Raw genomic sequence first — 25,476 nt, 5'->3', positions numbered from 1 at the left:
GATATGCATCATTATTAAGGTGCTTATTAAATGCATGTTTAGGAGAGAAAAATGTCATCAGGTCATCACTTACCCAAAGAAGTGTTAACAATAGTGAAGCAATCAGTGCCAGCATTGGCCGAACATGGAGAATCGATTACCCAGTGTTTCTACAAGATACTGTTTGCCAATAATCCCGAGCTTAAAAACCTTTTTAATATGGCGAATCAGCGCAATGGTAATCAAGCTCGAGCGCTGGCAGATGCTATTTTTGCCTACGCCAATCTGGCAGAAGATCCCGACCAGCTTGCTCCCTTGATTAATCGAATTGCTAATAAGCATGCGAGCCTGAACATTCTCCCGGAACATTATCCTATGGTGGGAGAAGCTTTATTATTGGCGTTATCTCAGGTGTTAAAGCTGCCCATGCATCACGAAATCATAGCAGCGTGGGGCGAGGCTTATGGCGCTTTAGCCAGTCTATTTATCGACCGAGAAAAACAAATATATCTTGAAAGCTCGAATCAAGCGGGTGGATGGAGCGGGTTTCGGCGCTTTATTGTGGCGCATATAGAAGAGGAGACACCACTCATTAAATCCTTCTATTTATGCCCTAATGATGATGAAGGATTACCATTGTTTAAAGCTGGGCAGTATGTCGGTGTTAAACCCAATATTCCTGATCATCCCCTTGAAGAAATCAGACAGTACTCTCTATCGGATCATCCCGGACAGTCTCATTATCGGATCACGGTAAAAATCGAACTGGGTAGTAAAAAAGGCATCGTCAGTAATTTTTTACATCAGAATACTCAAGTTGGTGATGAGGTTTTATTGACGGCACCTTGCGGTGATTTTGTTGTTCCAGAAAGGAAGAGAGGAAAGCTTGTTTTGATCAGTGCGGGTGTTGGCATTACGCCTATGATGAGTATGTTAAAGACTCACTTGAAGAGTGATAATCAGGATCTTGTGACCTTTATCCATTGCGCTGAAAACCAAGAACATCATTGCTTCCATAGCGAGCTCAATGCATTAAAGATGAATCACGATTTTGAGCTATACAGTGCCTATGTTAATGACTCTCGCGGTGATCATCAAGGTTTTCTAACGAGGGATGCGCTAAGTCAGTTTATTCAACATTCTGATGCAGATTTTTATTTTTGTGGTCCTATGCCGTTTATGATTATGTTGAAGCAGCAGCTTGTTGAATTAGGTGTTGATGAGTCTCGAATGCATTACGAAGTGTTTGGGCCGACGTTAACGCTGGTGGCTTAGTCTTCTTTATATAAGGTTTGAAAATGGTCGTATGGCTGCTTTGACAGGGAAGTGACCATACGCTTAGAAACCTCGCGAATTTCCTGATTATTAAGTGTTCAAGCAGTAGGTTTTTAACGGCTTCTAGATCGGCATTAGAGAATTGAGAATGAGGGAGAGATTTTGATGAAAACAGGGTATCTCTGAACGAATAATATCCATTTGCTGTGATTGTATCCTATTATCTATTAGCACGAGGTTGAAGAGCCGTGGATCCTGGCCATTATTGCGAAATTCCTCTTGTTTTGTGCTGGGTTGGACGGTATCTTTAGCGGCTAAGCCATCGATTATTTAAAAAATACCTTCTGGAGAGGAGCATATGCGAGTTATTTTGTTGGGGCCTCCTGGCGCAGGAAAAGGAACACAAGCACAATTTATTAAAGAGAAATATGAAATTGCCCATATTTCTACCGGCGATATGTTACGTGCTGCGGTTAAAGCGGGAACTCCTCTGGGACTCGAAGCAAAGAAAGTGATGGACGCTGGCCAGCTGGTATCTGATGAAATCATCATCGGTCTGGTTAAAGAGCGTGTAGCACAAGACGATTGCAAAAATGGCTATCTGTTAGACGGCTTCCCACGTACTATTCCTCAGGCTGATGCCATGAGAGAAAACGACATCTTGGTAGACTTTGTTGTAGAAATCGACGTGAGTGATGACGAAGTGGTTAAGCGTTTGTCTGGCCGTCGATCTCATCCTGCATCAGGTCGTGTTTATCATGTTGTTTACAACCCACCAAAGGTTGAAGGTAAGGACGATGTCACGGGTGAAGATTTGGTCCAACGTGACGACGATAAAGAAGAAACCATTCGCGAGCGTTTAGGCGTGTATCATGCGCAAACCAAATCTCTGGTTGAGTACTACACCAATTACGCCAATGAGGGCGGTGCAAACGCGCCTGACTACGTAAAAGTAGCTGGTATAGGCGGTGTTGACGACATTCGAGATCAGATTTTCGCAGCTTTAAATTCATAATCTCTCCTATATGACATTACGTCCATCTGTTGGGGTTCTTCTGGTTAACCTTGGAACCCCTGATGCCCCAACGCCTGGGGCAATAAGAAAATATCTGGCTGAATTTCTCCATGACCGACGTGTGGTCGATCTGACTCGTTGGTTATGGTGTCCTATCTTGCATGGCGTGATCCTGCGCATTCGTCCTGCCAAAGTTGCCAAACTGTATGATTCTATCTGGTTGCCAGAAGAAGGTTCACCATTAATGGTGGTCAGTCGCCAGCAGCAACAACAGCTTGCACTTGCTCTAGAAAAGCATTTTGGCGAGCCTGTTCCAGTTGCTTTGGGTATGACTTATGGCAATCCATCTATTGCTTCGGCTTTGTCTGAGTTAAGAGAGAAGGGCTGCGACAATATTGTGGTGCTTCCTCTTTATCCTCAGTATTCGTCGGCGAGTACTGCTTCGGTGTTTGATGTTATTGCCAAGGCGTTAAAGCAGCAAAAAGATATTCCTGGCTTGAACTTTATTCGTGATTACCATCAGCATCCACTGTATATCGAGGCCTTGGCCGACAGTGTTCGAGATTATTGGAAGAGTGCTGGGCTCGATAAGGTACAAGAAGAATACCAGTCTGGTCGTCGCCGCTTAATGATGTCGTTTCACGGTATTCCCAAGCGCTACGAAACCGAAGGCGATCCCTATCCTGAACAGTGCCGCACAACGGCCGCTTTGGTTGCTAAAGCTCTGGATTTAGAGGATGGACAGTGGGTGGCTTCTTTCCAGTCTCGTTTTGGTCGTGAAGAGTGGGTTAAACCTTATACGGATCAATTACTTGAAGAGTGGCCTAAGCAAGACATTTCTTGTGTCGATGTGATTTGCCCTGGATTTTCGGCTGATTGCCTGGAAACTCTGGAAGAAATTCAGTTTCAGAATCGTGAATTGTTTATTGAATCCGATGGCAAAGACTTCCATTACATTCCTTGCTTAAATGCGACTCCTGCGCATATCAATATGATGGTTGATATTTTGTCGAAATCCTTGTCCCAATAAAACGTTTGAGCGAATCTAAAAAAGCCTCGATGTGATTAGCATCGAGGCTTTTTTATTGCTTATCAAAAGACAATGTCGACGACATCGGCAAAGGTCGAAACAAAGTGAATTTCGATGCCTTCTTTGATGTGATCGGGTAGTTCTTTGTAATCACCTTCGCAGGCAATGGGCAATAGCACGATTTTGATTTTAGCTCGCTTAGCGGCGATGATTTTTTCTCGGATACCACCAACGGCAAGAACCTTACCTGTTAGTGTCAGCTCTCCGGTCATCGCTACGCCTTTTTTGGGAGACTTGTTGCGAGCCAATGACAGCAAGGCGGTGGCCATGGTGATCCCTGCACTTGGACCGTCTTTGGGTGTCGCGCCTTCTGGTACATGAAGATGAATCATCTTTTGATCAAGCGCTGTTTCGTCAGCCCCAAATTGACCCATGTTAGCACTGATATAAGCGTTGGCGATCTCGGCGGATTCCTTCATAACAGCACCAAGTTTGCCCGTTAATTGAAAGCCTCGGTTCTTACTGTGAACCACAGCGGCTTCAATATTTAACGTCGAACCACCTAAAGCCGTCCAGGCTAAACCAGTAACAACACCGATGCTATTGTCTGGTTGGTCTTTCTGGAACCAGGGCGTCCCCAAAAAGTCGGCGACATTCTTTTGTGTAACCGACAGTTTTTTGGCATCACCAGATACGATTTTTACCACGGCTTTTCGAGCGATACGGCCAAGTTGTTTATCAAGATTACGCACACCGGCTTCGCGCGCATAGTCTTCAATAATTTTGCTAAACGCAGTATCACTGACTTTTACCTGACTGGCTTTTAAACCGCACTTACTCCTTTGTCTGGGCCATAGATACTCGCGCGCAATGGCGACTTTTTCTTGAGTGATATAGCCAGACAGACGAATGGTTTCCATACGATCCAACAGTGGACGCGGGATTGTATCTAATTGGTTAGCAGTACAGATAAACAAGACTTTCGATAAATCAAAACCTGCATCGATATAGTGATCCAGGAAATGATGGTTTTGCTCTGGATCGAGAACTTCCAGTAATGCCGAAGCCGGATCACCTTGATAAGAAGCGCCCACTTTATCAATCTCATCAAGCATAATGACCGGGTTCGATGACTCTGTGTCTTTGAGTGCCTGGATCAATTTGCCAGGCATGGCGCCAATGTAGGTTTTACGGTGACCTTTAATTTCTGCTTCGTCACGCATGCCGCCTAAAGAGAAGCGGAAAAACTTACGACCTAATGCATTCGCAATCGAACGGCCAATCGAGGTTTTACCCACACCTGGAGGGCCAACCAGTAAAAGAATCGAACCTGCAATTTCACCAGTGAGTGCGCCTACCGCCAAAAATTCTACAATGCGATCTTTTACATCATCAAGACCCGCATGTTCTTTGTCTAATTCTTCTCGTGCTTGTTTAAGGTCGAGATGATCTTCGGTATGAATTCCCCAAGGTAGGGCTGTAATGACATCTAGATAGTTTCGGGTCACGGCATATTCTGGCGAGCCTTGTTCTAGTACCGATAGTTTTTCTATCTCTTCATTAATTTTTTTCAATGCCTGCTCAGGAACTGTGAGGGGTTTGAGGCGTTTTTGAAAACGTTCAATGTCTGCTGTTTTATCGTCTTTGGCTATGCCCAGTTCTTTTTGAATTGCTTTAAGCTGTTCGCGCAAAAAGAACTTACGCTGATGCTCGCTGAGTTTGTCTTCTACACGCTGACGAATTCGATTTTGCAGCTGTGCAACTTCGAGTTCTTTTTTGATCAAAACCAGCACTTTTTCCATGCGCTTGCGCAAATGCACTTGTTCTAAAACCAGTTGCAAATCTTCGCGGGTGGCAGTGGTTAAGCTGGCGGCAAAATCTGTAAGCGGGGAGGGCTCATTTGGGTTAAAGCGATTGAGGAAGAATTTTAGCTCTTCACTGTAAAGCGGATTGAGCGGTACCAGCTCTTTGAGCGTGTTAATAATAGCAACAGCATAAGCTTTCAACTCCGCAGGGTTGCCATACTCTGGCTCTTGAGGGTATTCGACCTTAACCAGAAAAGGAGGCTCGTCGGTTAGCCATTCAACAATACGAAAGCGTTGAACCCCTTCGGCAATAAACTGAATTTTGCCAGCGGATAAAACTGGATGGTGAATTCGAACCAGTGTGCCTATGTCGTTAAACTCATCAGGAGATGACTCTTCGGGCTGCGGATTATGGACCAGTACGAGTCCAGCCAGTTTATGTTCGGTATCGGCTATGTATTCAATAGTTTCTCGCCATACTTCTTCGTTCATCAAAATGGGGAGCGTTTGCGGCGGAAAAAAGGGGCGCTCCGACAAAGGTAATAAACATATTTCTGTGGGCAATAAATTTTGTGTAGAAGTCGATAATTCTTTTGTCTGTGATGCAGAGGTGTCTACATTGAAATCCAGATCAGACATATCAAATTCGGTGTCGTCCGCCATTTGATTCGGTTCCTAATTTAATCTTGTTTTAATAATGCTACTTATTATAGCAGTCACAGTTTAATTAGAGGAACGATTAGCAGAAGGAAAATTGGAGTAAATTTGTAGATAAATGAAGGCATTAACATCATTTTGCCGAGAAGCAAGGTAAGGCTGCAAAACAAGCCGCTTAAGCGCGGCTCAAGGTTATTGCTTCGCTGCCTTGCCTCGTTTGGCGGGGCGCACCGGGCGCTGCTGTTTAAAGTAGTAATCTCTAAGCTGCTGTCGACGTCCTTCCGGTAAGCGATTAAAGCGTCGAAAGGTGGCCAATAACTTGTCACGTTTGTGCGGAGGCAAAGCTCGGTAGCGGGCAAACATGCGGCGTAATTCACGGCGATCGGACATGCTCAAACGTCGCCAGCGTTTGTATTTACTTTTTACTGCGAGTTTCTGTTCTTTATCCAACGAATTCCAACGGGATAATCCGCGTAAGACTTTTTGCTGTTGTTTAGCGCTCAGGGAATCCCACTTTTCAGCAAAAGGGCTTAACTGTTGTTGTTGTTGGGCATTTAGTTGAGCGAAGTTAACTTTAGTTGGCTCAACATCATCATCCGCAGATAAATGCACGCTAGCTAACAGCATCAAGCCAGCGAGTAAGGGCTTGAGTAGATAACGAGTAATGTTATTGAGCATGAGTTGTTTTTCCTTCTTGCGTCGAAAGTTGCCCTGGTTTGGCGGCAGACTTTTGAGCGGGCTGTGCGGTTTTTACGGTAGTGCAATTAGCTTGTTTGGTTTTATCGCAGGATTTCTTTTTGCTTTTGATGACTTCGAAGGTGTTGGGGTCAACCACTTCACCTTCTGAGGTACTGAAGTCGGCCAAAAATTCCAAAAAAGCCAGCGATGGTACGGCTTCTTGTTGCTGAGGCTTTTTTTTAGCCTCATCGGATTCTGCATAATTTAATAGCGAGTAACTGGCGAGTAATAGGCCGCACAAACATTTAGCTTTCAAGTTGCTGCGCCCCGTCTTTATCCAACCACTCATAGAACTCTAGATTTTGAATAAACTCAAGTTCTTCATCTGCTGCCAGTAGCTCGATATCTTCCAGTATTTCTGTTTGATGGTTACTGGTAGGTGCGGTTGTTTGTTGAGTATTAAAAACAACCACGGCGGCCAGAGAAGCGGTGACCAGAAACGCCGACATGGGTTGCCAGAAACGTTTAACCATCGACTCTTTGGGTGACACCTGAAGCGCTTGCTGACGAATACGCTGTAACTTTAGTTGAGTCGCATAGTCCAGTGACTCGGTGCTGTCATCGAGTTGCTGAGCGATCTGTTTTACTAATTCATCGTCTTGCATAACACTATCCGTCAAAGGTTTGCATATTATCTTTTAAAAAGTGGATGGCTCTGGAGTAATGGGTTTTTACAGAACCTTCGCTACAGCCCATAGCATAAGCTGTTTCGGCGACATCAAAGCCTTCCCACGCCCGTAAAATAAAGGCCTGCTGCTGACGTGGAGATAGTTGGTGTAACAATGCTATCAACGCATCGGTTGCCTGAGAGCTTACCATGTTTTCAAACGGTGCCTGGCTACTATCGGGTGCAGACTCCACCAGATTGTAGTCGTTTGTGTCATCGTTTTGCTGGCGAAAAGAGGGCCATATCATCCAGCGGTTGCGTACTTTTTGACGCCGATGCCAGTCATTGATTTTGCTATTGAGTATACGATAAAACAATGGCGGCCACTCGTTTTCTGGTTTATCGCTGTAACGCTCAACTAACTTCATCATGGCTTCTTGAACCAGCTCCAGAGAATCATCAACATTGTGTGTCGAAATCTGGGCAATACGAAACGCTTTACGTTCGACCGATGCCAAAAAGTTATCGAGTTGCTGGCGCTGTTCCAGAACCTGTCTCCGCTGAATGGGCGAAGCTTTGTTATAATCCCCATCGAATGCATGTGTCAATGCCGGTGGTGTCATAAAAGATTGAATTCCTGAGAGCTTTTATTTAATAAACGCCGAGCCGAGGCAATGGTTGACAGGGTTTGTATACTCGTCGCCTTTCAAGGTGCAGCGCTGATGTTCAAGTTGCAGCGCTGCACCCACTCACCCCTATCATTAGTAAAGCTAAGCTCAGGGGATTCGCTTGCTGGCCGTCTACTCATACATTGAAACTACCCTGGCGATAGCAGAGTAGGCGAAATTTAAAAAAATATGTTAGGATTCAAACTATTAAGTCTGATTTTTTGTGACCGCAGAGTCGTCAGGACTCGTGATAGTGAGGGATATGAGCGTATATGATTTGAGTGCCCTTATGGCCGAGACCCGTAAGCTGGCAGCGAATTTTCGCGAAACCACAGGTCAAGCCTTGCCCGTGACAGTGGAGCTGGCTCGATTTGACGCTATTACTTTGCTTGGGTTAGAAGAAGTCGAAGGCAGTGATACCAAGGCAAGTTTAGTGACACCTGAGGGAGAAGTGACCTTTCAGGTAAAGGGCCGAGTTATTTTTTCGGGCAAGAAAGCCCGGGAAAGGGTGGGGCAATTAAATCTTGATGGTCACTGGGATGTCACTCTGTTAGTTATCTACGATTCCGAATATAATCCTCGCTTTATTTACCAGGCTCCTCGCACACTTCTTGTCGAACACACTCCGGCCAAAAATAAACGCGGCTCAATGACGGTCGCCAAATTTAAAGCCATTGGTGAGCTAGTGTGGCATGCGGATGACGAGCAATCCTCATAAGACCATTACCTATGCAGCAACAAACCGCAGCCGAACTGCTTTCGGACAAGGGGCCCTTTAAAGAGGCGATCAAAGGGTTCTCTGAACGTCAATCTCAACAATTGATGGCGCAAGATGTTGAGTCTGCGTTAGACGAAAAACAGGTGCTGTTAGTTGAGGCGGGGACGGGAACCGGAAAAACCTATTCTTACTTGGTGCCAGCGTTGATGTTTGATGGCCGCGTGGTTATTTCTACCGGAACCCGTAATCTACAAGATCAGCTGGTACACAAAGATCTTCCCAATGCTATCAAAGCATTAAAACGCTACCGTAAAGTCGCTCTCTTAAAAGGGCGACAAAATTATCTGTGTTTGCATCGTATGGACATCAGCATGGAGTCGGGGCGGTTTACCACTCGAGATACCTACGAGCAGCTGGTACAAATTCGTGACTGGAGCGCTAAGACAAAAGACGGCGATCTCAGTCAGGTGCATTTTTTACCCGATGACAGTCCAGCGATTCCCTTTGCGACCAGCAGTGCAGAAAATTGCCTGGGTAGTGAATGTCCCTCTTTTCAGGATTGCTTTGTTGCCAAAGCTCGCCGTCGCGCACTAGAAGCCGATATTGTTGTGGTTAACCACCATCTGCTAATGGCAGATCTGGTATTAAAAGAAGATGGCTTTGGTGAGCTGTTGCCCCATGCTAATGCTTATATTGTTGATGAAGCGCATCAACTGCCTGATGTCGCTACGGCTTATTTTGGTCAGAGTGTCACCACTCGACAGCTGATGGAGCTGGCTCGTGATAGTGATGTGATGTATCGGACCGAAGTGGGAGATAGCCGACCGCTGCTCGAAGCCGCTCAAGCGTTAGAAAAAGAAACCGCTGATTTCAGACTGGCACTGGGTGATGAAGGACAGCGACAGTTTTGGCATCGCTATTTTTCACGCGCCAAAATTAAAGATGCTTATGAGCAATTAGTGGATACCATTAAACAGCTGAAAGAGGTTTTGCTGTCGTTGGCCTCTCGCAGCAAAGAGTTAGAGAACCTGGCCGAGCGGGCGAGCGATATTTATGTTCGTGCGGAACTTTTTTGCGAGCTAGACGAAAATAATCAGGTGCAATGGGTCGAAGTGCATCGACGCAGTTTTATGTTAAATTCCACACCATTGAATGTGGCGGAGCCGTTTCAAAAGGCTATCGATATCTATCGCAATGCCGCCTGGGTGTTCACCTCGGCAACCTTGGCAATCAGTGAAAACTTCGAACACTTTCGCGATCAACTCGGTTGGCGTCACACCCATGAGGCTATTTATCCATCGCCTTTTGACTATCGTGATCAAAGTTTGTTTTACTTGCCACGTTTTATGGGCAACCCTTCTCATCAGGAATATACTCAAAACTTTATTGAACAGGTGATTCCTTTACTTAAGGCATCTGGTGGTCGAGCGTTTTTGTTGTTTACCAGCCACCGAGCTTTGCATCAGGCGGCAAAATTATTAGAACCCTATCGTGAATTCGATGTGTTGGTGCAGGGGAGTGCCGGAAAAACCTGGTTGTTAGAAAAATTTCGTCAGGCCCATGCCGGAGTGTTATTAGGCACCTATAGTTTTTGGGAAGGGGTTGATGTGGTGGGTGACGCTTTATCTTTTGTCGCCATCGATAAATTGCCTTTCGGCTCACCGGGTGATCCGGTAACTCAGGCGCGTATTAAAGCGCTACGTAATGAAGGCAAAGATCCTTTTCGTCATTATCAGCTGCCCGAAGCCATTATTGCACTCAAGCAGGGAGCTGGACGTTTGATTCGCGATGTCAGCGACAAAGGATTGCTGATGATTGGCGATCCACGTTTGTGCGCTCGTGATTATGGCCATGATTTTATTGTTAATTTGCCAGACATGACGCGAACACGTCATCAGTCGGTAGCTCAGGAGTATTTAGAAGCCTTATGACCCGTTTAGCCCTGGACACATCAACCGAAGCTTTTTCTGTTGCCATTGAACATAACGGCGAGATTCATTCTCATTTTGAAGTCGCACCGCGTAAGCATGCTGAGTTGTTGCTGCCAACCATTCAAGCGTTATTGACGCAGGTTGACACAACGATGCAAGAGGTTGATTTGGTGGTTTATGGTCGAGGTCCGGGGGCTTTTACTGGCGTTCGCATCGCTATTTCTGCCGCCCAAGGTTTGGCCCTGGGCGCTGATTGCGACACCCTTGGGGTGTCCAGTTTAATGAACCTTGCGCATCAGGCTTTTGATAAATCCGATGCCGATGTGGCCGCCTGTGCGATTGATGCCCGTATGGGAGAGGTCTACTTTGCTCTGTATGAGCGCGGCGGCGACGGATTGCCTCGTTTATGTGGCAAAGAGCAGGTGGTGGCACCGGATCAAGCAGCAGTCGCTGAACTGGGAGAACGTAAGGTCGTGGGCATTGGATCAGGCTGGTCGGTGTACCAAGACATCTTAACCTCGCGTCTGGGAGCAGAGCCTACCTTGATATTGGAGCAAAGCTTCCCTGATGCGGCTGCATCTCTGTTTTTAGCCAGTTTTGATGAGCTTCTGCAGTCACGCCATGCGCCAGAGCAGGCTGTGCCTGTCTATTTGCGAGATAATGTGGCAAAAAAGTCATCGAAACAGGTGAAAAAGTAATCAGCTGTTACTATACTTTGGGGATGGTGCGTCAACGCAGAATAGAGGGCGATTATGCCGAACGAAATCAGTGCTTCTATTAATATTCCGAATACTAATTCGGTAGAGTTGCGTGCCAGAGAACAACAGCGCCTACGTCAGCAGACAGAACAGCGCCCAGTAGAAGCCGATGTTGCTGAGCCCGTCGACAACTCTGATAACCAGGTGCGGCGAGCCGAAGCCTTGGAGCAGTTGGAAAGAGGTGAGTTGCGAGTACAAAGAGACGATAACAGTGATCTTAACTTGCAAACTCAACGAGCGTTAGCTGAGTTCAATAATATTGAACAAAACGAACAACAAAGAGACATCAGCCAGATATTAGGTATTGATACTTTTGCCTAGTTACAGGTGTTTTGAGTCTGGCTCAAAGCGTTAGTCAGTTTTTGCTCCCTCTATTATATAAGTCAGTCTTATTTGCTTAATTATCTTAAAGTCGCTACTCTCTAATTTCTGATCTCTTCCCTTTTGTATTCTATGATTTCTGAATTATTCGATGCTCACTCTTTAGACGAGCAGCCTAATTTTCCTGATCGTTCTTTACCTATTGGATTTATGTTGCGTCTTGCTAAGGCGTTGCACACTTATGGTATGACGGCATACGAATTAGAAAAAGCCATGAAGCGTGTGGGGAACAAGCTGGGCTTTGGTGTTCAATGTTTGTCGCAGCCGACGAATATTATTATGAGCTTTTCTCATCCTCAAGAGCCTGAACCGAAAACCTATGTATTTCGTGTTGATCCCGGAGACATACATTTAGAACGACAAATTCAGGTATCCGAAGTTGTATCTGCTGTTTTGTCAGAACAAATGAGTGTTGAAGAGGGCGCCGATCAACTGAAGAAAATTGCCACCACACCATCACGTTATGGTGATGGATTAGTGACGCTAAGCTACGGTCTTGTTTCTGGCGCTATCGCTCGTGTATTCAATGGCGCGGGCGCAGAAATTATTGTCGCTTTTGTGATTGGTATTATCACAGGCTTTATGATTACCAAACTATTAAAGTCTGAGTCGGCTCAATTTTTGTTTCCTACACTGTCTTCTATGGTAGCGGCTTTATTAGCCTCTATTGCCAATCATCTGGGCTTTTTGTCATCGCCTTATATCGCGACCTTGGCGGGCGTTATTATTTTGGTGCCGGGATTGTTATTAACAACGGCGGTATCTGAGTTAGCACAAAATAATACGGTGTCGGGAACGGCTCGTTTGTTTTCTGCTGGCACTATTTTTATGCAAATTGGATTTGGTGTCGCTATTGGTAAAACATTGGGTCTTGCTTTATTTCCTGCGGCTCCAGAAATTCAAACCATTCCTTTTGCTGCTTGGACGGTCTGGTTGGCGATTGCTGTGGCCAGTTGCGGTTTGTTCGTGTTGTTTTATTCTCGACCCAAGGATCTACACTGGGTCATACTGGCTGGCATGATTGCTTATGGTTCTACTGCTTATAGCACTGAGCAGTTTGGTCCTATTTTTGGAGCTTTTGTTGGTGCGTTTATCATGGGAGTCGCGGCTAATGTTTTTGAACGTCTACTAAAGGTAACACGCTCTGTTATGTTATTACCGGGCATTATCTTGTTAGTTCCCGGTAGTGTGGGTTTCCACAGTTTGTCGTTGTTGGTCGAACATGATGTGGTGGCAGGACTCGATACGGCTTTTAAAATGGGATTTGTCTCTATTGGATTAGTGACTGGATTACTACTGGCTTCTATGTTTGTTCCCGCGAAAGATATATAAGCTCTAAACTTCGATTAACAGTGAAATCTTTTGGACGATAACGTAAAGGTAAAACAAGTGTATAAGATAATGGCTAAGTTAATTGGAGAGTTTTTTTTAGTCTCTTTGTGAAGATGTTTAGCCATTATCTATTTTGTTGTACGATGAGTTTTATTTTAGTAAAAGCTATTTTTCTTTGTATTTTGATATGAGATTTTTTCGGGCGGCAGATACATTTCTATGTGCTAGTATTAATGCTACTTATAAGCCAAAATAAAGGTAGCGGATGTCTCAGGCACGAGAGTTGATATACGAGTTGTATGAGCGTAGTTTTATTGAGCTTTTTGAAGATTTTGACTTTAAGGTTAGCCGAGTTCCAAGTGATATAAAAACCGTTAATCGCTGTTTTGTTGTTTCGATCGATGCTGGCTCGAGCGATATTGAGTTGGTCATTTATTTATATGTCACCACAACGATGTTGGCTTTTACTCATCCAGAAAAAGAAGATGTATTAGAAGTCGATGAAAAAAAATTAGAAGATTGGGCCATGGAACTGTCGAATCAATTGATGGGGCGGCTTAAAAATAAATTACTCAGTTATGATTGCACTTTGCAGATGGGATTGCCGGATAGTCATTTTGACGAGTCTTCTGAGAAACTATTAAAAGAGAATGCAGAGTTTTCTGAATGGGTTTTTATGATCGAGGACGAAATGGTTGGCAGTCAGTTGTCGGTTAATATGATCAATAGTATCGATTTGGTGAAGCAGGAAGAAAGTGGCGATGATGTCGATACAGGAGAGCTGGAGTTTTTCTAGTCGCAATTTACTAAGCTATTTATTTCTTAAATTTATTATTCTATTAAATGCTTGTCGGTGGATTTTACAGTAGAGTTATTGATGTATTGTACTTATTTATAGCTTAAGCGCGATAAAATCTCTTGTTTGCGATTAAATATAAAGAGTGTTATCAGGGCTGAAATTGATTGGGTTTTTATTATAAATCAATAGGTTAAATCGTTATGTAGCCTCCTTTCGTCTTAAAGAACATCCTTAAATTAACTATTTATAAATATCTCTTTTTGTGTAGTCAATCTGACAAATGTCTACCTCTTTTACATTATCTTTATTAGCTATGTCTTGAATTATTGCAAAAAGAGTATAAAAAGTGTCATAAACCGCCTTTTTTAGATGTTTTTTCTATCTGGCACGCTTCATGCTTGATGGAGAATTAAACCAATGTTAAAAAACACACACAGGAGTTAAGAAGGATGAATAAGTTTGTTAAAACCCTACTTGCGGCTTTTGCCCTGGTCTCTACAGCTGCGTTTGCTACGCCAGTTTATGTAAGTGACAGCCAGGGTAATTTAGGTACGGTTGAAGCTGACGGTACTGTTAATTTAATAGGGAATTTAGGCGTTACTATGTTTGATATCGCTGTGGATAGCAGCGGCGGTCTTTGGGGTATCACTCCTAGCCACCTTTACTCTATTGACGCAAACAACGGTAATACAACTTTAGTTGGAGCGCTGGGTTCATTCGCTAATGCATTAGTGTTTGCTGATGACGGTACTTTGTATGCAGCCGGTGGTACTAATTTATTTACTATCGACACAAACTCTGGTCTGGCTTCATTAGTGGGTAATACTGGTTTTGGTTCTGGTGGTGACTTGGCCTTTGATGGTTCTGGTCAGCTTTACCTAAGTGATGGTTCAGGTAACCTGATTGCTGTTGATGAAAATACAGGTGCAGGTACTCTGGTTGGTGCGACGGGTATCAACAGTGTTTATGGTTTGGGTTTTGCCGATGGCAACATGTATGCTTACTCAGGCACTAACATTTATGATTTAGATTTAAACACAGGTAACGCAACTTTCTTGGCGAGCTATGCGGGTCAAGGTTTAGGTGCTGCTTATGGTGCTGCAGTTAATGTTCCAGAGCCTGCAGCCATTCTTATATTTGGTTTGGGTTTGTTAGGTTTGGTTCGTCGTCAGCGCCGCGCTTAATAATAAACCTTTTAAGGAAAGGCCATTTTCTCCCGGAAATGGCCTTTTTCTTTTGCTAGTTCTTAACTATTGGCGTGGCACAATCGCGTAGTTAGGATAGTAAGAATAATCTGGTTTTGCACTCCTGCCCAAAAACCTCTTCCATGCATCTTCGGCGTTTGGAATGCCTGAATTAACGGCAGCGGCTAACGCAATTTGTAAGTTCGATGGGAACCCTGTCGGCGAACTTGAGTAACCGATCATTTCTCCTGCTTGTAGTCCTAATGCTATCGCTTGCTCTTCGCTAGCACACTCTGTTCCTGCATCGTCAAAGCCTCCGCCCCAGGGAATGTCCTGACCATTGGTATTTTGGTAAACATCAGCAATGCTATTGAACATCTGTGCGTTTTCGGCAGGTGCAATTAAAACATGGTAGGCCGAAGCAAAGATCCAGCAATAGTCACCATTGTTCTGTGAACCAAAGCCCATACGTTGAACAGAAAACTGTGCTTTCCAATCCAGCAGCGGTTTAGCTTCGGTAAAGTCGAGATCAACCAGCGAGCTGATGGCCCAGGTAAAAAAATCATCCATCCACGGAGATGCAGTAGGATGAGAATAGTTAGGAATCAAAGCGCCATAGGCGTTAGGGTTTCCGATAACGTAATTGAAGGTGTAGTTACGAATATTGTTATCCAGAATTTGAGAAAAGTAGACTTTCATTGGATGATTATCTGGCGTAATAAATGCAGTTTGCCCCAGCGTTCTCATTGACCAGGCTTGAGCACGATCTTGCATATCAACACTGAACAACCCTTGAGCATAACGACGATAGACTGGATTCATTTCGAGTAAGTTATAGTTGGCCCAGAAGTGAAGTTCTTCTAGAAAATAATGATCACCAGTCACCAGATAAGGAACATAAGCCAAAGAAGGTTGGTGTGCTGTATCTGGAAGATAGGGAACAACACAATCCTCGGGAGTCGAAGTGCAAAGGGCGGTGTGTTCGTTCATACCCGTGTCTGGATTATAAGACAAAAAGGTATTCCAGAAAGACGATGCATAAGGATAATCAATAATGGATAAAGGTAGTCCTGTATTCTTGTCGCGGTAATGGATGGGCCAGGAGGCTGCTTGATTACCCATGCCTATGGCGGCTTTCTTCGCATGGCGATCCTGGCTTAATAAATAAGTGGCGGCCCAACGTGGAAGTGGACCTATGTCGGGTCTTGCTCCGGTGTTTGGCATATCAGGATCGGCCAGGCCAATTCCCATAGGACCAATTTTATTGTAGGTAAACTCGTAACCGCCATTGTCAACAAAGGTTCGATAGCCATCGGCATTCACCGCCAGAGTGATGTTTTCGTCTTGCCATTCATCGGCGTAATAATCTAAATGAAATTGCGCGATGCCATTAATGAGTGCTGAATCATAGTTAGGTACAGCTCCGGTTGTGAGTAAGTAATGAGTGTCATGTGCAATATGCAGTTGAGGAGTTGAGGCTGTCCAGAATTGTTTTCTCCAACGTGCATTGCGCAAGTGGGTCAGTTGTTCTTCACTGTGAACTATTTGGTTATTAATAGAAATGGTTGCATCATAGGTGATGTTTTTGGGGCCTTCTTGGTAAGCCCAGTTGTTTTCAATGGATGCGCTGACCCAGATATTATCCAGATTTCCATAGCTTCGAATGTTGAAGGTAGCAGCCAGATGAGGATGTTCGTTATGGCCATTATTAAAACTTCCATTAACGTACCATTCGTTGGCAATTGGACCGGCTAACCAAGTGTGCGCCTGAGTTTGCAAAAACTCTTTTGCAGAAGCGGTATAAGTAACACCGTCAAGTTGCAATGAAATTTTGGCGTCAAAGTTACTCGACAATAAATCAGTCAAGCTAACCGCTGCTGTGGTGGAGGGCGTCGCGGCTGGGATGAGTTCTGCATGAATGGTTTCGTTAGCATTCAGTTGAGGAATGATTGTCGAAAAAACAGCATGACGTAAAGAGCCATCTTTGTAAGTTGCTTTAACGTCGGTTTGAAGATTGACTGTTTGCCCATTAGCAAGTGCTAAAGCAAAGGCTTGACCCGCTTCGAATTCGCCTTTTGCAAATACCTGGGCGAAGGTCGTTGGTATTGAACTCTGTGCTGAGTTTTTTAAGTGAGTGAATGTGAGTTGAATACCAGGTTCTGCTTGTGTGATTTGAATGCTCTGACGATTAACAGAGCTGTTGTTGCGACCATCGTTGACGACTAACAGTAAATCATATTGACCGGATTTATCTGGCGTAAAATGAGTGATAGCGGTGTTGGTTTTTGTCAGCTGACTGCGAGAACCAGAAGGCGTTATTAGTTGCCATCGATAACTTAAATCTTTGCGTTCAGGATCAAAGCTTGGTGTTGCATTGGCAACAACGGCTTTGTTCGTGTTGTCTGAATAGTGCATTGAAAAAATGGCTTTGGGAGGTGAGTCGATAGTCATTCCTCCACCTAAACCGCTAACACCTCCGGGGCTTAGATATCGACCTCCTGGACTCGTCGCTGAGCCAGAGGGGGTGAATCTTTCGCCTCCAATTTGGTGGTTATGGGCATCCGTTCCACGAGCCGAGTTTGAGAACGTTATTGTTGAACTCAGGAATACAACTGCAAATACTGCAAAACCTTTATTGAACATAGTTAACCTCGTTTCGTTACTTCTTGGTGAATACCGAAAGGGGTTATCGACCAGCTTCGAATTATTTAACTGCTCAAAATGTCAGCTTGTGCGCTACAGCACGATTTTCCCAAAGTCATCTCGCAAGCGAGAACTGGGTCACAATTTGCTTGGATTTTGATAAAAATAAGATAATTGAAGGCATTTTTATAGAACCTTTGCTTCTATAGGCCCTCTTTGGGTTAATTATTTATGCTATAGAATCAAAAGGTTTGTGAGAGTGTTCACATTATGTCTAGGTTGGTAACAAGGGGATATTTTTGTTGAAAGTTCAACAAGGCGTCACTTAAATGCCTCATTTGCCAGCGCCAATCCCATTTTTTGCTTTGCTGCGTTAGAATGAGGCTTAAGAGGGTAACAAAGCTTGTGCATTTTGCCTTAAAAATAGGGCTGGGTGGTGGCTTTAAACTAAAGGCCGACAGACTTTAATTACTGTTTGCCAAAAGGTGTTTTTTATGTGGCTTGATAAGATACTGCTAGGAATTGTTGGTCTGATCTTTTTGCTGTCTGGTGGTGCTAAACTGGCTGGATTGGATTTTGAATTGGCTGCATTTGAACGCTGGGGCTACCCCTTATGGTTTATGTATCTAACAGGGGGGTTAGAAGTGGTTGGTGCCGCCGGGTTAATGCATAACAAGCTACAGAAGCTGGCTGCTCCAGGGCTCGCATTATTAATGGTTGGCGCCATGGCGACCCATATTAAGTTTGGCGAATGGCCCGCTTTAGCGGTTGCTGGCGTTATTTTTCTAGTAACCTGCGTGCTTTGTTATCGACTGTTAACCCTTTCTAAGCACTAAATTTATTAGGGGCAGCGTCAACAATTTATTGTTTTCTGCGTTGTTAGATAGAGAAACTGAGTCATTGTTATCACATTCAATGCTGTTCTGAACGAAGAGTATATTTGTGGTAAAAAAAGAGCGCTAATCGGGTGACGTGGCAGTAGGCGATACCTTTTATTTGAGCGTTTCTTCTGCTCAGTTTATCCGTTAGACTGGGCATAATGGTTCAGTAGAAGTTTAAAAATAATGAAGTAACCCATGATGGTGGTGAGCAAAACAATCAACAACAATGGGTTTTAAGAAAAAGGTTATTAGAGTAGGTGGTCTATATGAAAAATAAATGCTGGATGCTGGTTCCTATGATGTTGTTGCTATCGGCATGCAACACTATCCCTAAAGCTGTGCAAGGAGATGTGACGGCGGTTGCTGTCGCAGAAGGGCGAAGTGCTACCAACGCGCAAAAAGTTCGTTGGGGCGGGGTGATCGCACGAGTAGAAAATAAAGAAAACCAAAGTGTCATAGAAGTGGTGGCTAAACCTCTGGGATCGTCAAGTCGCCCTCAAAGTGTGGACTCAACAGGCGGTCGTTTTTTAGCTATTTTGCCACAGTTTATTGATCCGGTTGTTTATGAGAAAGGCAGAGAAATTACCGTACTAGGTGATTTGAAAGCACCGCTGGAAGGAAAGATAGGTGAAATGAAATATATTTTCCCTGTTGTTGAAGTGGCTGGTCATCACTTATGGAAGAAAAGATCAGAATACAAAGATCGTTATGTTTATCCAGTCGGTTATTGGCACTTCCCTTATCATTATTATCACTACCCGCACTACTGGCGTTACCATCCAAAGAAGAAAACTTCTGGACCCAAAAAAACGTCTTCCTCAGGTAAATAAATTCCGTCAACCGCTCCTTATGAAAGAGGAGCGGTTTGCGGCAACTTACTAATACGATAAAAACGTACGCTTAACAGCAAAGCAGAAGCTGATAATCCCGCAATTAATCCAATCCAGTAACCTTGTGCTGACATCTGTTGCCATTCTGCCAGATAGTACCCGAGAGGGAAGCCTATTCCCCAGTAAGCGATGACGGTAATGATCATAGGGATCTGGGTATCCTTAACTCCTCGCAAAGCGCCCATCATTGATACTTGAGTACCATCAGAAAGCTGGAAGATCGCGGCCAATAAGATCAAGCTGGTCGCATGAGCAATCACATCGGGATCTTTCGTGTAAAAACCTGTGAGGAGTTCCGGCAAAGTAAACATTGCCAGAGCCGAAAAGCAGGCAAAAACCAATGCCATCCACACACCATGATAACCTGCGGTTCGTATGCCTAGTGGTTCATTAGCACCGGCATAAAAACCAACGCGAGCAGTAATTGCGATAGAAAGCCCTAAAGGCACCATAAAGGCCAGAGACGCAATGTTCATCGCAATTTGATGGGCAGCGATGATTGCAATCGGGTAACTTGCTATAGAAAGACCAACCACGGCAAAAATACCTACTTCCATGCCGACACTGACCGCCATAGGCAAACCGATTTTAAAAATTTCTTTCAGGTGCGGCCAATCCAGCCCGTGCCAGCGAGAGAGAATATTAAGATCGGCAAAACGTTTGGCGAAGGCTGTGTGTAATAGCATGCAGCTAAACATCACAAACCACACCAAACTGGTTGCATAGCCAACGCCAACAGCACCCATGGCAGGTATGCCTAGTCCACCCCAGATAAACCAATAGTTACACACTACATTAAAGGGTAAAGCCGCGAGTGAAGCTACCATTACGATCTTGGTCGAAAACAATCCTTCATTGCAAAAACGCAGGGCCAGAAAGCCAAAGAAGAAAACCAAACCCCAGGTGCAGGCTGTCAGATAGCCGTGGGCAAGTGGGATAATGGAGCTTTGAATATCGAGCATTTCCATAAAATCGGCAGTGTTTCTCAGCAAGATGATGCAGGGGATCGCAAATAAGACGGCAAGCAGTAACCCTTGCTGGAACAGCGATGAAATCTTGTCTTTCTGATTGGCTCCCGCTAGGTGAGCGACCATTGGGTTGAGTGCCAGAAAAATGCCCATGATAAAAACTTGCACGGGATTAAGCAGGTTGGTTCCGACTGCAATGGCTGCCAAGGATTCGGCATTAACACTACCGGCCATCATGGTGTCAATAACACCCAGTGCCATTTGTGCCAATTGAGCGGCAATAGCGGGTAATCCCAACTTTAATAACTCGCGCCATTCGGGAGTGGTAGACTTCATTAACGATCTCAAAAATTTCAACTAGGTAAACAAACGTCTGGAGAATGAAAATAGGGTTCTTCTCCACCGATCCGTCGGGAGTAAGGGCGGCAAGCCCTGTTCAGTAAGACACTGTACCGATGGTTGGATATTATAGGATGATTTTGGGTACAGCGCCTATAGATTAATAGAACAATTTGTTGTTATCGCCATAGTGCATCGTTTTGAATGCTGCCAACATCGGAACCGATTGAGCGGGCATGGCTTACTTCTCGTTTGAGGCTGAATGCGTAGGCAGCGTGATGCGAAACTCAGCCCCAGGCGAATGGTTATAGGGTTGAATCGTACCATCCATTGCGTCCAGCAATTGTTTAACCAGAGCTAAACCAATACCTGTACCAACGGTTTCTCGGGTGAGTTCGTTTTCTGACCGGTAGAACAGTTGGAAGATTTTCTTCATTTGATTTTTGGCAATACCGGCACCATAGTCTCGCACCGAAAAGCAGAGATTTTTTTGACTCAGCGAAAGGTGAAGTTCAATGATCTTGTTGTCGCTCTTGGCGCTGAATTTTAACGCATTGTCTATCAAGTTAATGAATACTTGAATCAGACCGTCTTCGTCGATGTTAACCATTTGCTCAAGTGCTGCTGGTTCGTAGCTTTGTTTAAGTTGAAAGCCTGCCGTTTCGACCTGAGAACTGATACGTGATTCAATATTGTGCATTAAAGTTTGAACTGACAAGGGTTTTAAGTTCACTTGAATATCATTGCGACTCATTTTGGCCAGCTTTAAAACGTTTGATATCAAACGCGATAATCGTTCGCTTTCGCTGCAGATAAAATCGTAGTACTCCGTTTTCTTTTGTTGATTAACCCAGTCTTCTTTGAGGAGCTCGCCATACATTCGTATGGATGTGAGTGGTGTTTTTAATTCATGGCTAACGGCAGAGACAAAGTTTTGTTGTTGCAGATTGACTGAACGCTGATAGAGAGCCAGACGGTACATTAGATAAGTACCCACGATAAGAACCAGAACTAAAATCATGACGATCATGTCGACAATGTCACTTGCGGCAGAGTCAGGGATATGAGTAGCCTTGTAGTTAAGTTTGAGTTGACTAAGTGGTGGAGATAAACGGCTTTCATATAAAGCTATACTGGCTATTTTCTGTTCTCGGGGCCTTACAATCTTTCGACTGGACCAAGGACTGTCGTCAGATCTTAGGTATTGCAATGTATCTTTGCCATGGGTGACAGAAAGGTGACTCATAGTCGATAACTGTGACCCTGAAAATTGTGCTTCCAATGCAGCGGCTAGCATCTCACTGGTATCAATGAGTACACCCTGAAAATAGATTTTGCCTTCGCGCCAAACTTTACGAAACAGAATAGAATGTCCACTTTTTAACAAGCTAAATTCAAAAGGCGATACTTCGCTTTCAAAAATCTTAATGGTAGCGGGCGCACCTTCTTGTTTGCTTTCTCTTTGACTGTCTTGTGATCGCGCCGGGCTTGCTGCCAGAGCGCGTCTTTCTAACAGCGCATTTTGTTCTTTTCGAACGGCTCGTTTTTTTGCTGCTTGTTTTGATAAGTTTGATATGGCTTGTTGAGCCATTGAGTCGGCTGACATTAATTCTTCTTCGAGGGCTGGGGTGTTACTGCTGGCAACTGAAGAGTCCTCCTTATCATATTCTTGATCATAACTTTGTTGAATCAAGGCCTCAAAAGACTGAGCAGAAGATTTGGCTTTTTGCCTGGGTGATGAAAAATAGTCGGACTCCTTAGCAACGGCGGCCGGTTGTTCTGCTACTTCAGACAGGGTATCTGCAAGTTGAGGTTCAATCAGCTGGTTTGCACTTAGAATGTCATACAAAGATTGCTGTAAATCCTCTCTCTGTTGTTGCTCTGATGGGCTAATACCGTAACGGGAAGACGTTGCCGGATTACTCGGCAATAGCGGGGTAGTAAACTGTCCCTGATTATCAACCTGAAAATAGCCTAAGGCACCAGGGATAGGTGAGCTAACCGGAAATTGAGACAGCGGCGAGGGTTGTTGGTATCGTGCAGAAGGATCGCCTGATACAACCAGAAAACGATAATCCGTAAATTGACGTTGCTCTTCTTGCTCGATCCATTGATACAGTTGTTGATCGATGCGCTGAGTAATTTCGGCGGCATCGGACTGATACTGGTGAAAGTTCTCCCACTGGATTTGACGATAGGTATGCCAGGCTAGTAAGGCTACTGGAATAATGATCGCCGCAAAAAAGGTGAGGAAAATAAGACGTAGACGCAGTGTGCTGTGATGATTAAGCCATTCGTTTAGCATCAAAGGGTCCTAGTCATCATGGCAACAAAGACGATAGCCAGCACCTCGAACAGTGATCAAGCGCTGAGGATCTTTGGGGTTGTCTTCTATCTTTCGGCGTATTTTGGCAATGTGGATATCGACGGTGCGGGTTTCTAAATCCAGTTGCTTGTCGTACCCCCAAACTTTATTGAGCAGTTCTTCTCGTGGTACAGGACGCTCTTTGTGTTGATAAAGGTATTGCAGTACTTCGACTTCTCGTCGGGTAAATACCTGTGTGTTATCACCTTTTGTGAGGGCCAGGTTTTGGATATCGATGACGGTTTCTTTATCGATTTCTAATTGGTTGCTGTCGTTATCTAGTTGACGTGAACGACGTAATACAGCTTCGACACGCAGCTTAAGCTGAGCCACACTAAAAGGCTTGGCTATATAGTCATCGGCACCCAACGTTAATCCTTGTACGATTTCTTCATCGCTGTTTTTGGCGGTGAGCATAATGATGGGTTGCTCTTTATCCTGCTGCCTGATGTTTTCGCAAATATCGTAGCCGTTCATGCCAGGAAGCATCACATCCAGCAAAATAAGGTGGTACTGGCCTGATAGCGCTTTGCGCAAACCTTCGTTGCCATCACCGGCAGCATCAACCTCGTAACCATGGTAAACAAACAGGTCAATAAGGCCGGTTCTGATGGCCACTTCGTCTTCAACAATAAGGAGCTTGGCTTTTTTAGTCGTCATGGTGACAGTTTATCAATCCATACAGTGTTAAAAGTAAACTTAATGTAAATTATCCGAATGGGGTTTTACGCTTTTTAGTCTACAGCAGCTATGCCGACTTATCTATAGTGAAGTCTACTCATGACTATTTAAGGAACTACCACTTATGACGCTGTTACGACGAATATCAACGCTCTTTAAGGCCGACATGCATGCCATGCTTGACCACATTGAAGATCCTCAAGCTTTATTGCAACAATCGTTAAGAGAGATGGACGCTGTTATACAAGAACAGCTGCATAAACAGCAATCTTTAGAGAAAGATTGCCTGCGTTTGAACAAACAAATTGAAGCAACGCGAAGTGAATTGTCTCGATATGAGGAGGAATTAGATCTTTGCTTTGCTCAACAGCAAGATGAACTGGCGAAGAACATTGTTGCGCGTAAGTTGACTGCAGAACTGCGCTTACAAACTGGCTTACGGCAACTAGAAGAGAGTGAAGCCCAGCAGGAAGAACTGGTTAAGCGCCTTGCTGAGATGCAGCAGCAGTATCGTCAACTGCAACAACAGGCTGAGGTGTTTGTCGATGAAGCTGCCAAAGAAACTGTTACCTCGGAGAACCTTGGCGTTGCACTCGATGCTCATGCTATTGAAGTCGCATTTTTGAAAGAGAAACAAAAGAGGGCAAACTCATGAGTTCATCTCAATTTATGACCCATGCTCTTGTGGGATTTGTGTTGGCTATTGTTGCACAACTCAGTGTATGGACACTCAAAGTATTTGTTCCTCCTTTGTTGGTTTATGAAACGACATTTTGTTTGTTGGCATTATTTTATTTGTTGTATCTAATCAGTCAGTCTCGACATCGTTCGGGTAGTCTGATTGTACTGTCAGCTTGGTTAGTAATCTGTCTTGTTTGTTGGGGCTGGAATGATACTTTTGCTTTGGTACTAGGATTAACAGGGCTGGTTTCTTTTACGCGATTCTTGTTTTTTCATCGACGCTGGCTCGCGTTTTGTGCTGATATTTTATTGTCGATTACAGCTCTTGCTCTAGCGGTTGCAACGCTCGCTCATACTCAGCAAATATCACTCGCTGTTTGGTGTTTCTTTATCGTGCAGGCTTTGTTCTTATTTATTCCTGGTCAAAAAGGTTTAGCGAGAAATGGAGCACTAGGTAATACGTCTGATGAAGCGTTTGATAAAGCTCGAGTGCGAGCTGAGCAGTCTTTGCTTGCGATTATGCGACGTTCATAGGAGTGATGAGTATGTCAAAGCCAATAAAAAAAGCCGTTCTATTATTGATGATGACCTTTGTTGTTATCGTTGCTTATCCTTACGCGGACTCATGGCTTTCGGTGCGTCAATCAGTGCCTGTGATACCGAACACTCAACTACCACTTTCTTACAAAGGAAGTAGAGATATTGTTTTTGTTCTTGATGCCAACAGCGCTTCTCAAAGTCAACTGAATCAAGTTAAAGAACAGATTAAGCAGTATCAATTGGCATTCCCTCTGTCGCGTATTGGTTTGGTTGCTTATCGGAGTTCGCAAGATCAGTTTGCGACATTGGCTTTTGACTTTTCTTCGGAATCTAATTTGTTGGAATCTCAATTGGCACGTATTGCGGCCAGTGGTAGGAGAGGCATCACTTCAAGTATTGACGAGGCTTTGTTTGATGCACTTTATACGCTGAGTTGGCGTAAAAACTTAAGTGTTCAGCATAACATTGTGTTGGTATCTGATAATCAACATGATGTGCAACAAGTGAAGTTAAGCGCGCAAAGAGAGCAACGGCCTTTGTTATCGCATCCCGTAAAATATCATACTTTTGCACTAAAAGAGTTCATGTCCTTGTCGTTCATAGGGAGGTAG

Annotated in this window: 24 protein-coding genes; 15 read left to right on the top strand and 9 right to left on the bottom strand. The window is 44.3% G+C overall.

Going from position 1 to position 25,476, the window contains the following annotated elements:
• Window positions 1-51: 51 nt before the first annotated feature.
• The 3 genes from hmpA to hemH all read left to right on the top strand — a co-directional run bounded on the left by hmpA (window position 52) and on the right by hemH (window position 3,299).
• Window positions 52-1,254 (top strand): NO-inducible flavohemoprotein, encoded by a 1,203-nt coding sequence (gene hmpA / locus NH399_RS00845; protein ID WP_253036516.1) that lies wholly within the window; start codon window positions 52-54, stop codon window positions 1,252-1,254.
• Between the two features lie 358 nt (window positions 1,255-1,612).
• Entirely contained in the window at window positions 1,613-2,269 is a 657-nt protein-coding gene (gene adk, locus NH399_RS00840) for an adenylate kinase (RefSeq protein WP_253036515.1), read from the top strand.
• Window positions 2,270-2,279: 10 nt separating this feature from the next.
• Window positions 2,280-3,299 carry a ferrochelatase gene (gene hemH, locus NH399_RS00835; protein ID WP_253036514.1) on the top strand — a complete coding sequence of 340 codons (1,020 nt, stop codon included), beginning with the start codon at window positions 2,280-2,282 and terminating at the stop codon, window positions 3,297-3,299.
• Between the two features lie 62 nt (window positions 3,300-3,361).
• Here the strand turns inward: hemH and lon are convergent, their stop codons facing one another.
• From lon to NH399_RS00810, 5 genes are all read right to left on the bottom strand, one after another.
• On the bottom strand, window positions 3,362-5,767 hold the full coding sequence (gene lon / locus NH399_RS00830; RefSeq protein WP_253036513.1) for an endopeptidase La: 2,406 nt from the start codon (window positions 5,765-5,767) through the stop codon (window positions 3,362-3,364).
• A 186-nt stretch (window positions 5,768-5,953) separates the two neighbouring features.
• A complete protein-coding gene (locus NH399_RS00825) occupies window positions 5,954-6,439 on the bottom strand; it encodes a DUF3106 domain-containing protein (protein WP_253036512.1) in 486 nt (161 codons plus the stop codon).
• Window positions 6,429-6,755 (bottom strand): hypothetical protein, encoded by a 327-nt coding sequence (locus NH399_RS00820; protein WP_253036511.1) that lies wholly within the window; start codon window positions 6,753-6,755, stop codon window positions 6,429-6,431. The genes NH399_RS00825 and NH399_RS00820 overlap by 11 nt, the downstream gene beginning before the upstream one ends.
• Window positions 6,745-7,104 (bottom strand): DUF3619 family protein, encoded by a 360-nt coding sequence (locus tag NH399_RS00815; RefSeq protein WP_253036510.1) that lies wholly within the window; start codon window positions 7,102-7,104, stop codon window positions 6,745-6,747. The genes NH399_RS00820 and NH399_RS00815 overlap by 11 nt, the downstream gene beginning before the upstream one ends.
• A gap of 4 nt (window positions 7,105-7,108) precedes the next feature.
• Window positions 7,109-7,729 carry an RNA polymerase sigma factor gene (locus NH399_RS00810; RefSeq protein ID WP_253036509.1) on the bottom strand — a complete coding sequence of 207 codons (621 nt, stop codon included), beginning with the start codon at window positions 7,727-7,729 and terminating at the stop codon, window positions 7,109-7,111.
• A 307-nt stretch (window positions 7,730-8,036) separates the two neighbouring features.
• Between NH399_RS00810 and NH399_RS00805 the strand changes: the two genes are divergently transcribed.
• The 7 genes from NH399_RS00805 to NH399_RS00775 all read left to right on the top strand — a co-directional run bounded on the left by NH399_RS00805 (window position 8,037) and on the right by NH399_RS00775 (window position 14,877).
• Window positions 8,037-8,492, top strand: coding sequence for a hypothetical protein (locus tag NH399_RS00805; RefSeq protein WP_253036508.1), 456 nt, complete (start codon window positions 8,037-8,039; stop codon window positions 8,490-8,492).
• Between the two features lie 11 nt (window positions 8,493-8,503).
• Window positions 8,504-10,423 (top strand): ATP-dependent DNA helicase, encoded by a 1,920-nt coding sequence (locus NH399_RS00800; RefSeq protein ID WP_253036507.1) that lies wholly within the window; start codon window positions 8,504-8,506, stop codon window positions 10,421-10,423.
• Window positions 10,420-11,121 carry a tRNA (adenosine(37)-N6)-threonylcarbamoyltransferase complex dimerization subunit type 1 TsaB gene (gene tsaB, locus NH399_RS00795; RefSeq protein ID WP_253036506.1) on the top strand — a complete coding sequence of 234 codons (702 nt, stop codon included), beginning with the start codon at window positions 10,420-10,422 and terminating at the stop codon, window positions 11,119-11,121. The genes NH399_RS00800 and tsaB overlap by 4 nt, the downstream gene beginning before the upstream one ends.
• Before the next feature lie 54 nt (window positions 11,122-11,175).
• Window positions 11,176-11,502: a hypothetical protein gene (locus NH399_RS00790; protein WP_253036505.1), complete on the top strand. Its 327-nt coding sequence runs from the start codon at window positions 11,176-11,178 to the stop codon at window positions 11,500-11,502.
• Between the two features lie 132 nt (window positions 11,503-11,634).
• On the top strand, window positions 11,635-12,894 hold the full coding sequence (locus tag NH399_RS00785; protein WP_253036504.1) for a threonine/serine exporter ThrE family protein: 1,260 nt from the start codon (window positions 11,635-11,637) through the stop codon (window positions 12,892-12,894).
• A 265-nt stretch (window positions 12,895-13,159) separates the two neighbouring features.
• Window positions 13,160-13,690, top strand: coding sequence for a hypothetical protein (locus NH399_RS00780; protein WP_253036503.1), 531 nt, complete (start codon window positions 13,160-13,162; stop codon window positions 13,688-13,690).
• Between the two features lie 452 nt (window positions 13,691-14,142).
• Window positions 14,143-14,877, top strand: a complete 735-nt coding sequence (locus NH399_RS00775) for a PEP-CTERM sorting domain-containing protein (protein WP_253036502.1) — start codon at window positions 14,143-14,145, stop codon at window positions 14,875-14,877.
• A gap of 66 nt (window positions 14,878-14,943) precedes the next feature.
• On the opposite strand, the gene NH399_RS00770 is transcribed toward NH399_RS00775, so the two are convergent.
• Entirely contained in the window at window positions 14,944-17,520 is a 2,577-nt protein-coding gene (locus tag NH399_RS00770) for a hypothetical protein (RefSeq protein ID WP_253036501.1), read from the bottom strand.
• 494 nt (window positions 17,521-18,014) lie between these two features.
• On the opposite strand from NH399_RS00770, the gene NH399_RS00765 reads away from it, so the two are divergent.
• Window positions 18,015-18,356 carry a DoxX family protein gene (locus tag NH399_RS00765; RefSeq protein WP_253036500.1) on the top strand — a complete coding sequence of 114 codons (342 nt, stop codon included), beginning with the start codon at window positions 18,015-18,017 and terminating at the stop codon, window positions 18,354-18,356.
• A 311-nt stretch (window positions 18,357-18,667) separates the two neighbouring features.
• Window positions 18,668-19,231, top strand: coding sequence for a Slp family lipoprotein (locus tag NH399_RS00760; RefSeq protein WP_253036499.1), 564 nt, complete (start codon window positions 18,668-18,670; stop codon window positions 19,229-19,231).
• A gap of 17 nt (window positions 19,232-19,248) precedes the next feature.
• Here NH399_RS00760 and NH399_RS00755 read toward each other — a convergent pair whose 3' ends face one another.
• The 3 genes from NH399_RS00755 to NH399_RS00745 form a co-directional block, all read right to left on the bottom strand.
• Window positions 19,249-20,595: an MATE family efflux transporter gene (locus NH399_RS00755; RefSeq protein ID WP_253036498.1), complete on the bottom strand. Its 1,347-nt coding sequence runs from the start codon at window positions 20,593-20,595 to the stop codon at window positions 19,249-19,251.
• A 244-nt stretch (window positions 20,596-20,839) separates the two neighbouring features.
• Complete coding sequence (locus NH399_RS00750) at window positions 20,840-22,903, bottom strand: sensor histidine kinase KdpD (RefSeq protein WP_253036497.1); 2,064 nt, start codon at window positions 22,901-22,903, stop codon at window positions 20,840-20,842.
• Between the two features lie 9 nt (window positions 22,904-22,912).
• On the bottom strand, window positions 22,913-23,623 hold the full coding sequence (locus NH399_RS00745; protein ID WP_253036496.1) for a response regulator transcription factor: 711 nt from the start codon (window positions 23,621-23,623) through the stop codon (window positions 22,913-22,915).
• A gap of 145 nt (window positions 23,624-23,768) precedes the next feature.
• Between NH399_RS00745 and NH399_RS00740 the strand changes: the two genes are divergently transcribed.
• Genes NH399_RS00740 through NH399_RS00730 form a run of 3 tightly spaced genes read left to right on the top strand, consistent with a single transcriptional unit; the run spans window position 23,769 to window position 25,476 of the window.
• Window positions 23,769-24,299: a PspA/IM30 family protein gene (locus tag NH399_RS00740; protein ID WP_253036495.1), complete on the top strand. Its 531-nt coding sequence runs from the start codon at window positions 23,769-23,771 to the stop codon at window positions 24,297-24,299.
• Window positions 24,296-24,859 carry a hypothetical protein gene (locus NH399_RS00735; RefSeq protein WP_253036494.1) on the top strand — a complete coding sequence of 188 codons (564 nt, stop codon included), beginning with the start codon at window positions 24,296-24,298 and terminating at the stop codon, window positions 24,857-24,859. Before NH399_RS00740 ends, NH399_RS00735 begins: the two co-directional genes overlap by 4 nt.
• Window positions 24,860-24,870: 11 nt before the next feature.
• On the top strand, window positions 24,871-25,476 hold the full coding sequence (locus NH399_RS00730; protein ID WP_253036493.1) for a vWA domain-containing protein: 606 nt from the start codon (window positions 24,871-24,873) through the stop codon (window positions 25,474-25,476).

The sequence above is a fragment of the Pleionea sp. CnH1-48 genome (genome assembly GCF_024124665.1).
Taxonomy (GTDB): Bacteria; Pseudomonadota; Gammaproteobacteria; order Enterobacterales; family Kangiellaceae; genus JAMXSB01.
Note: the sequence above shows the minus strand (reverse complement) of the source record. Positions and strands in the feature narration are given on the sequence as shown.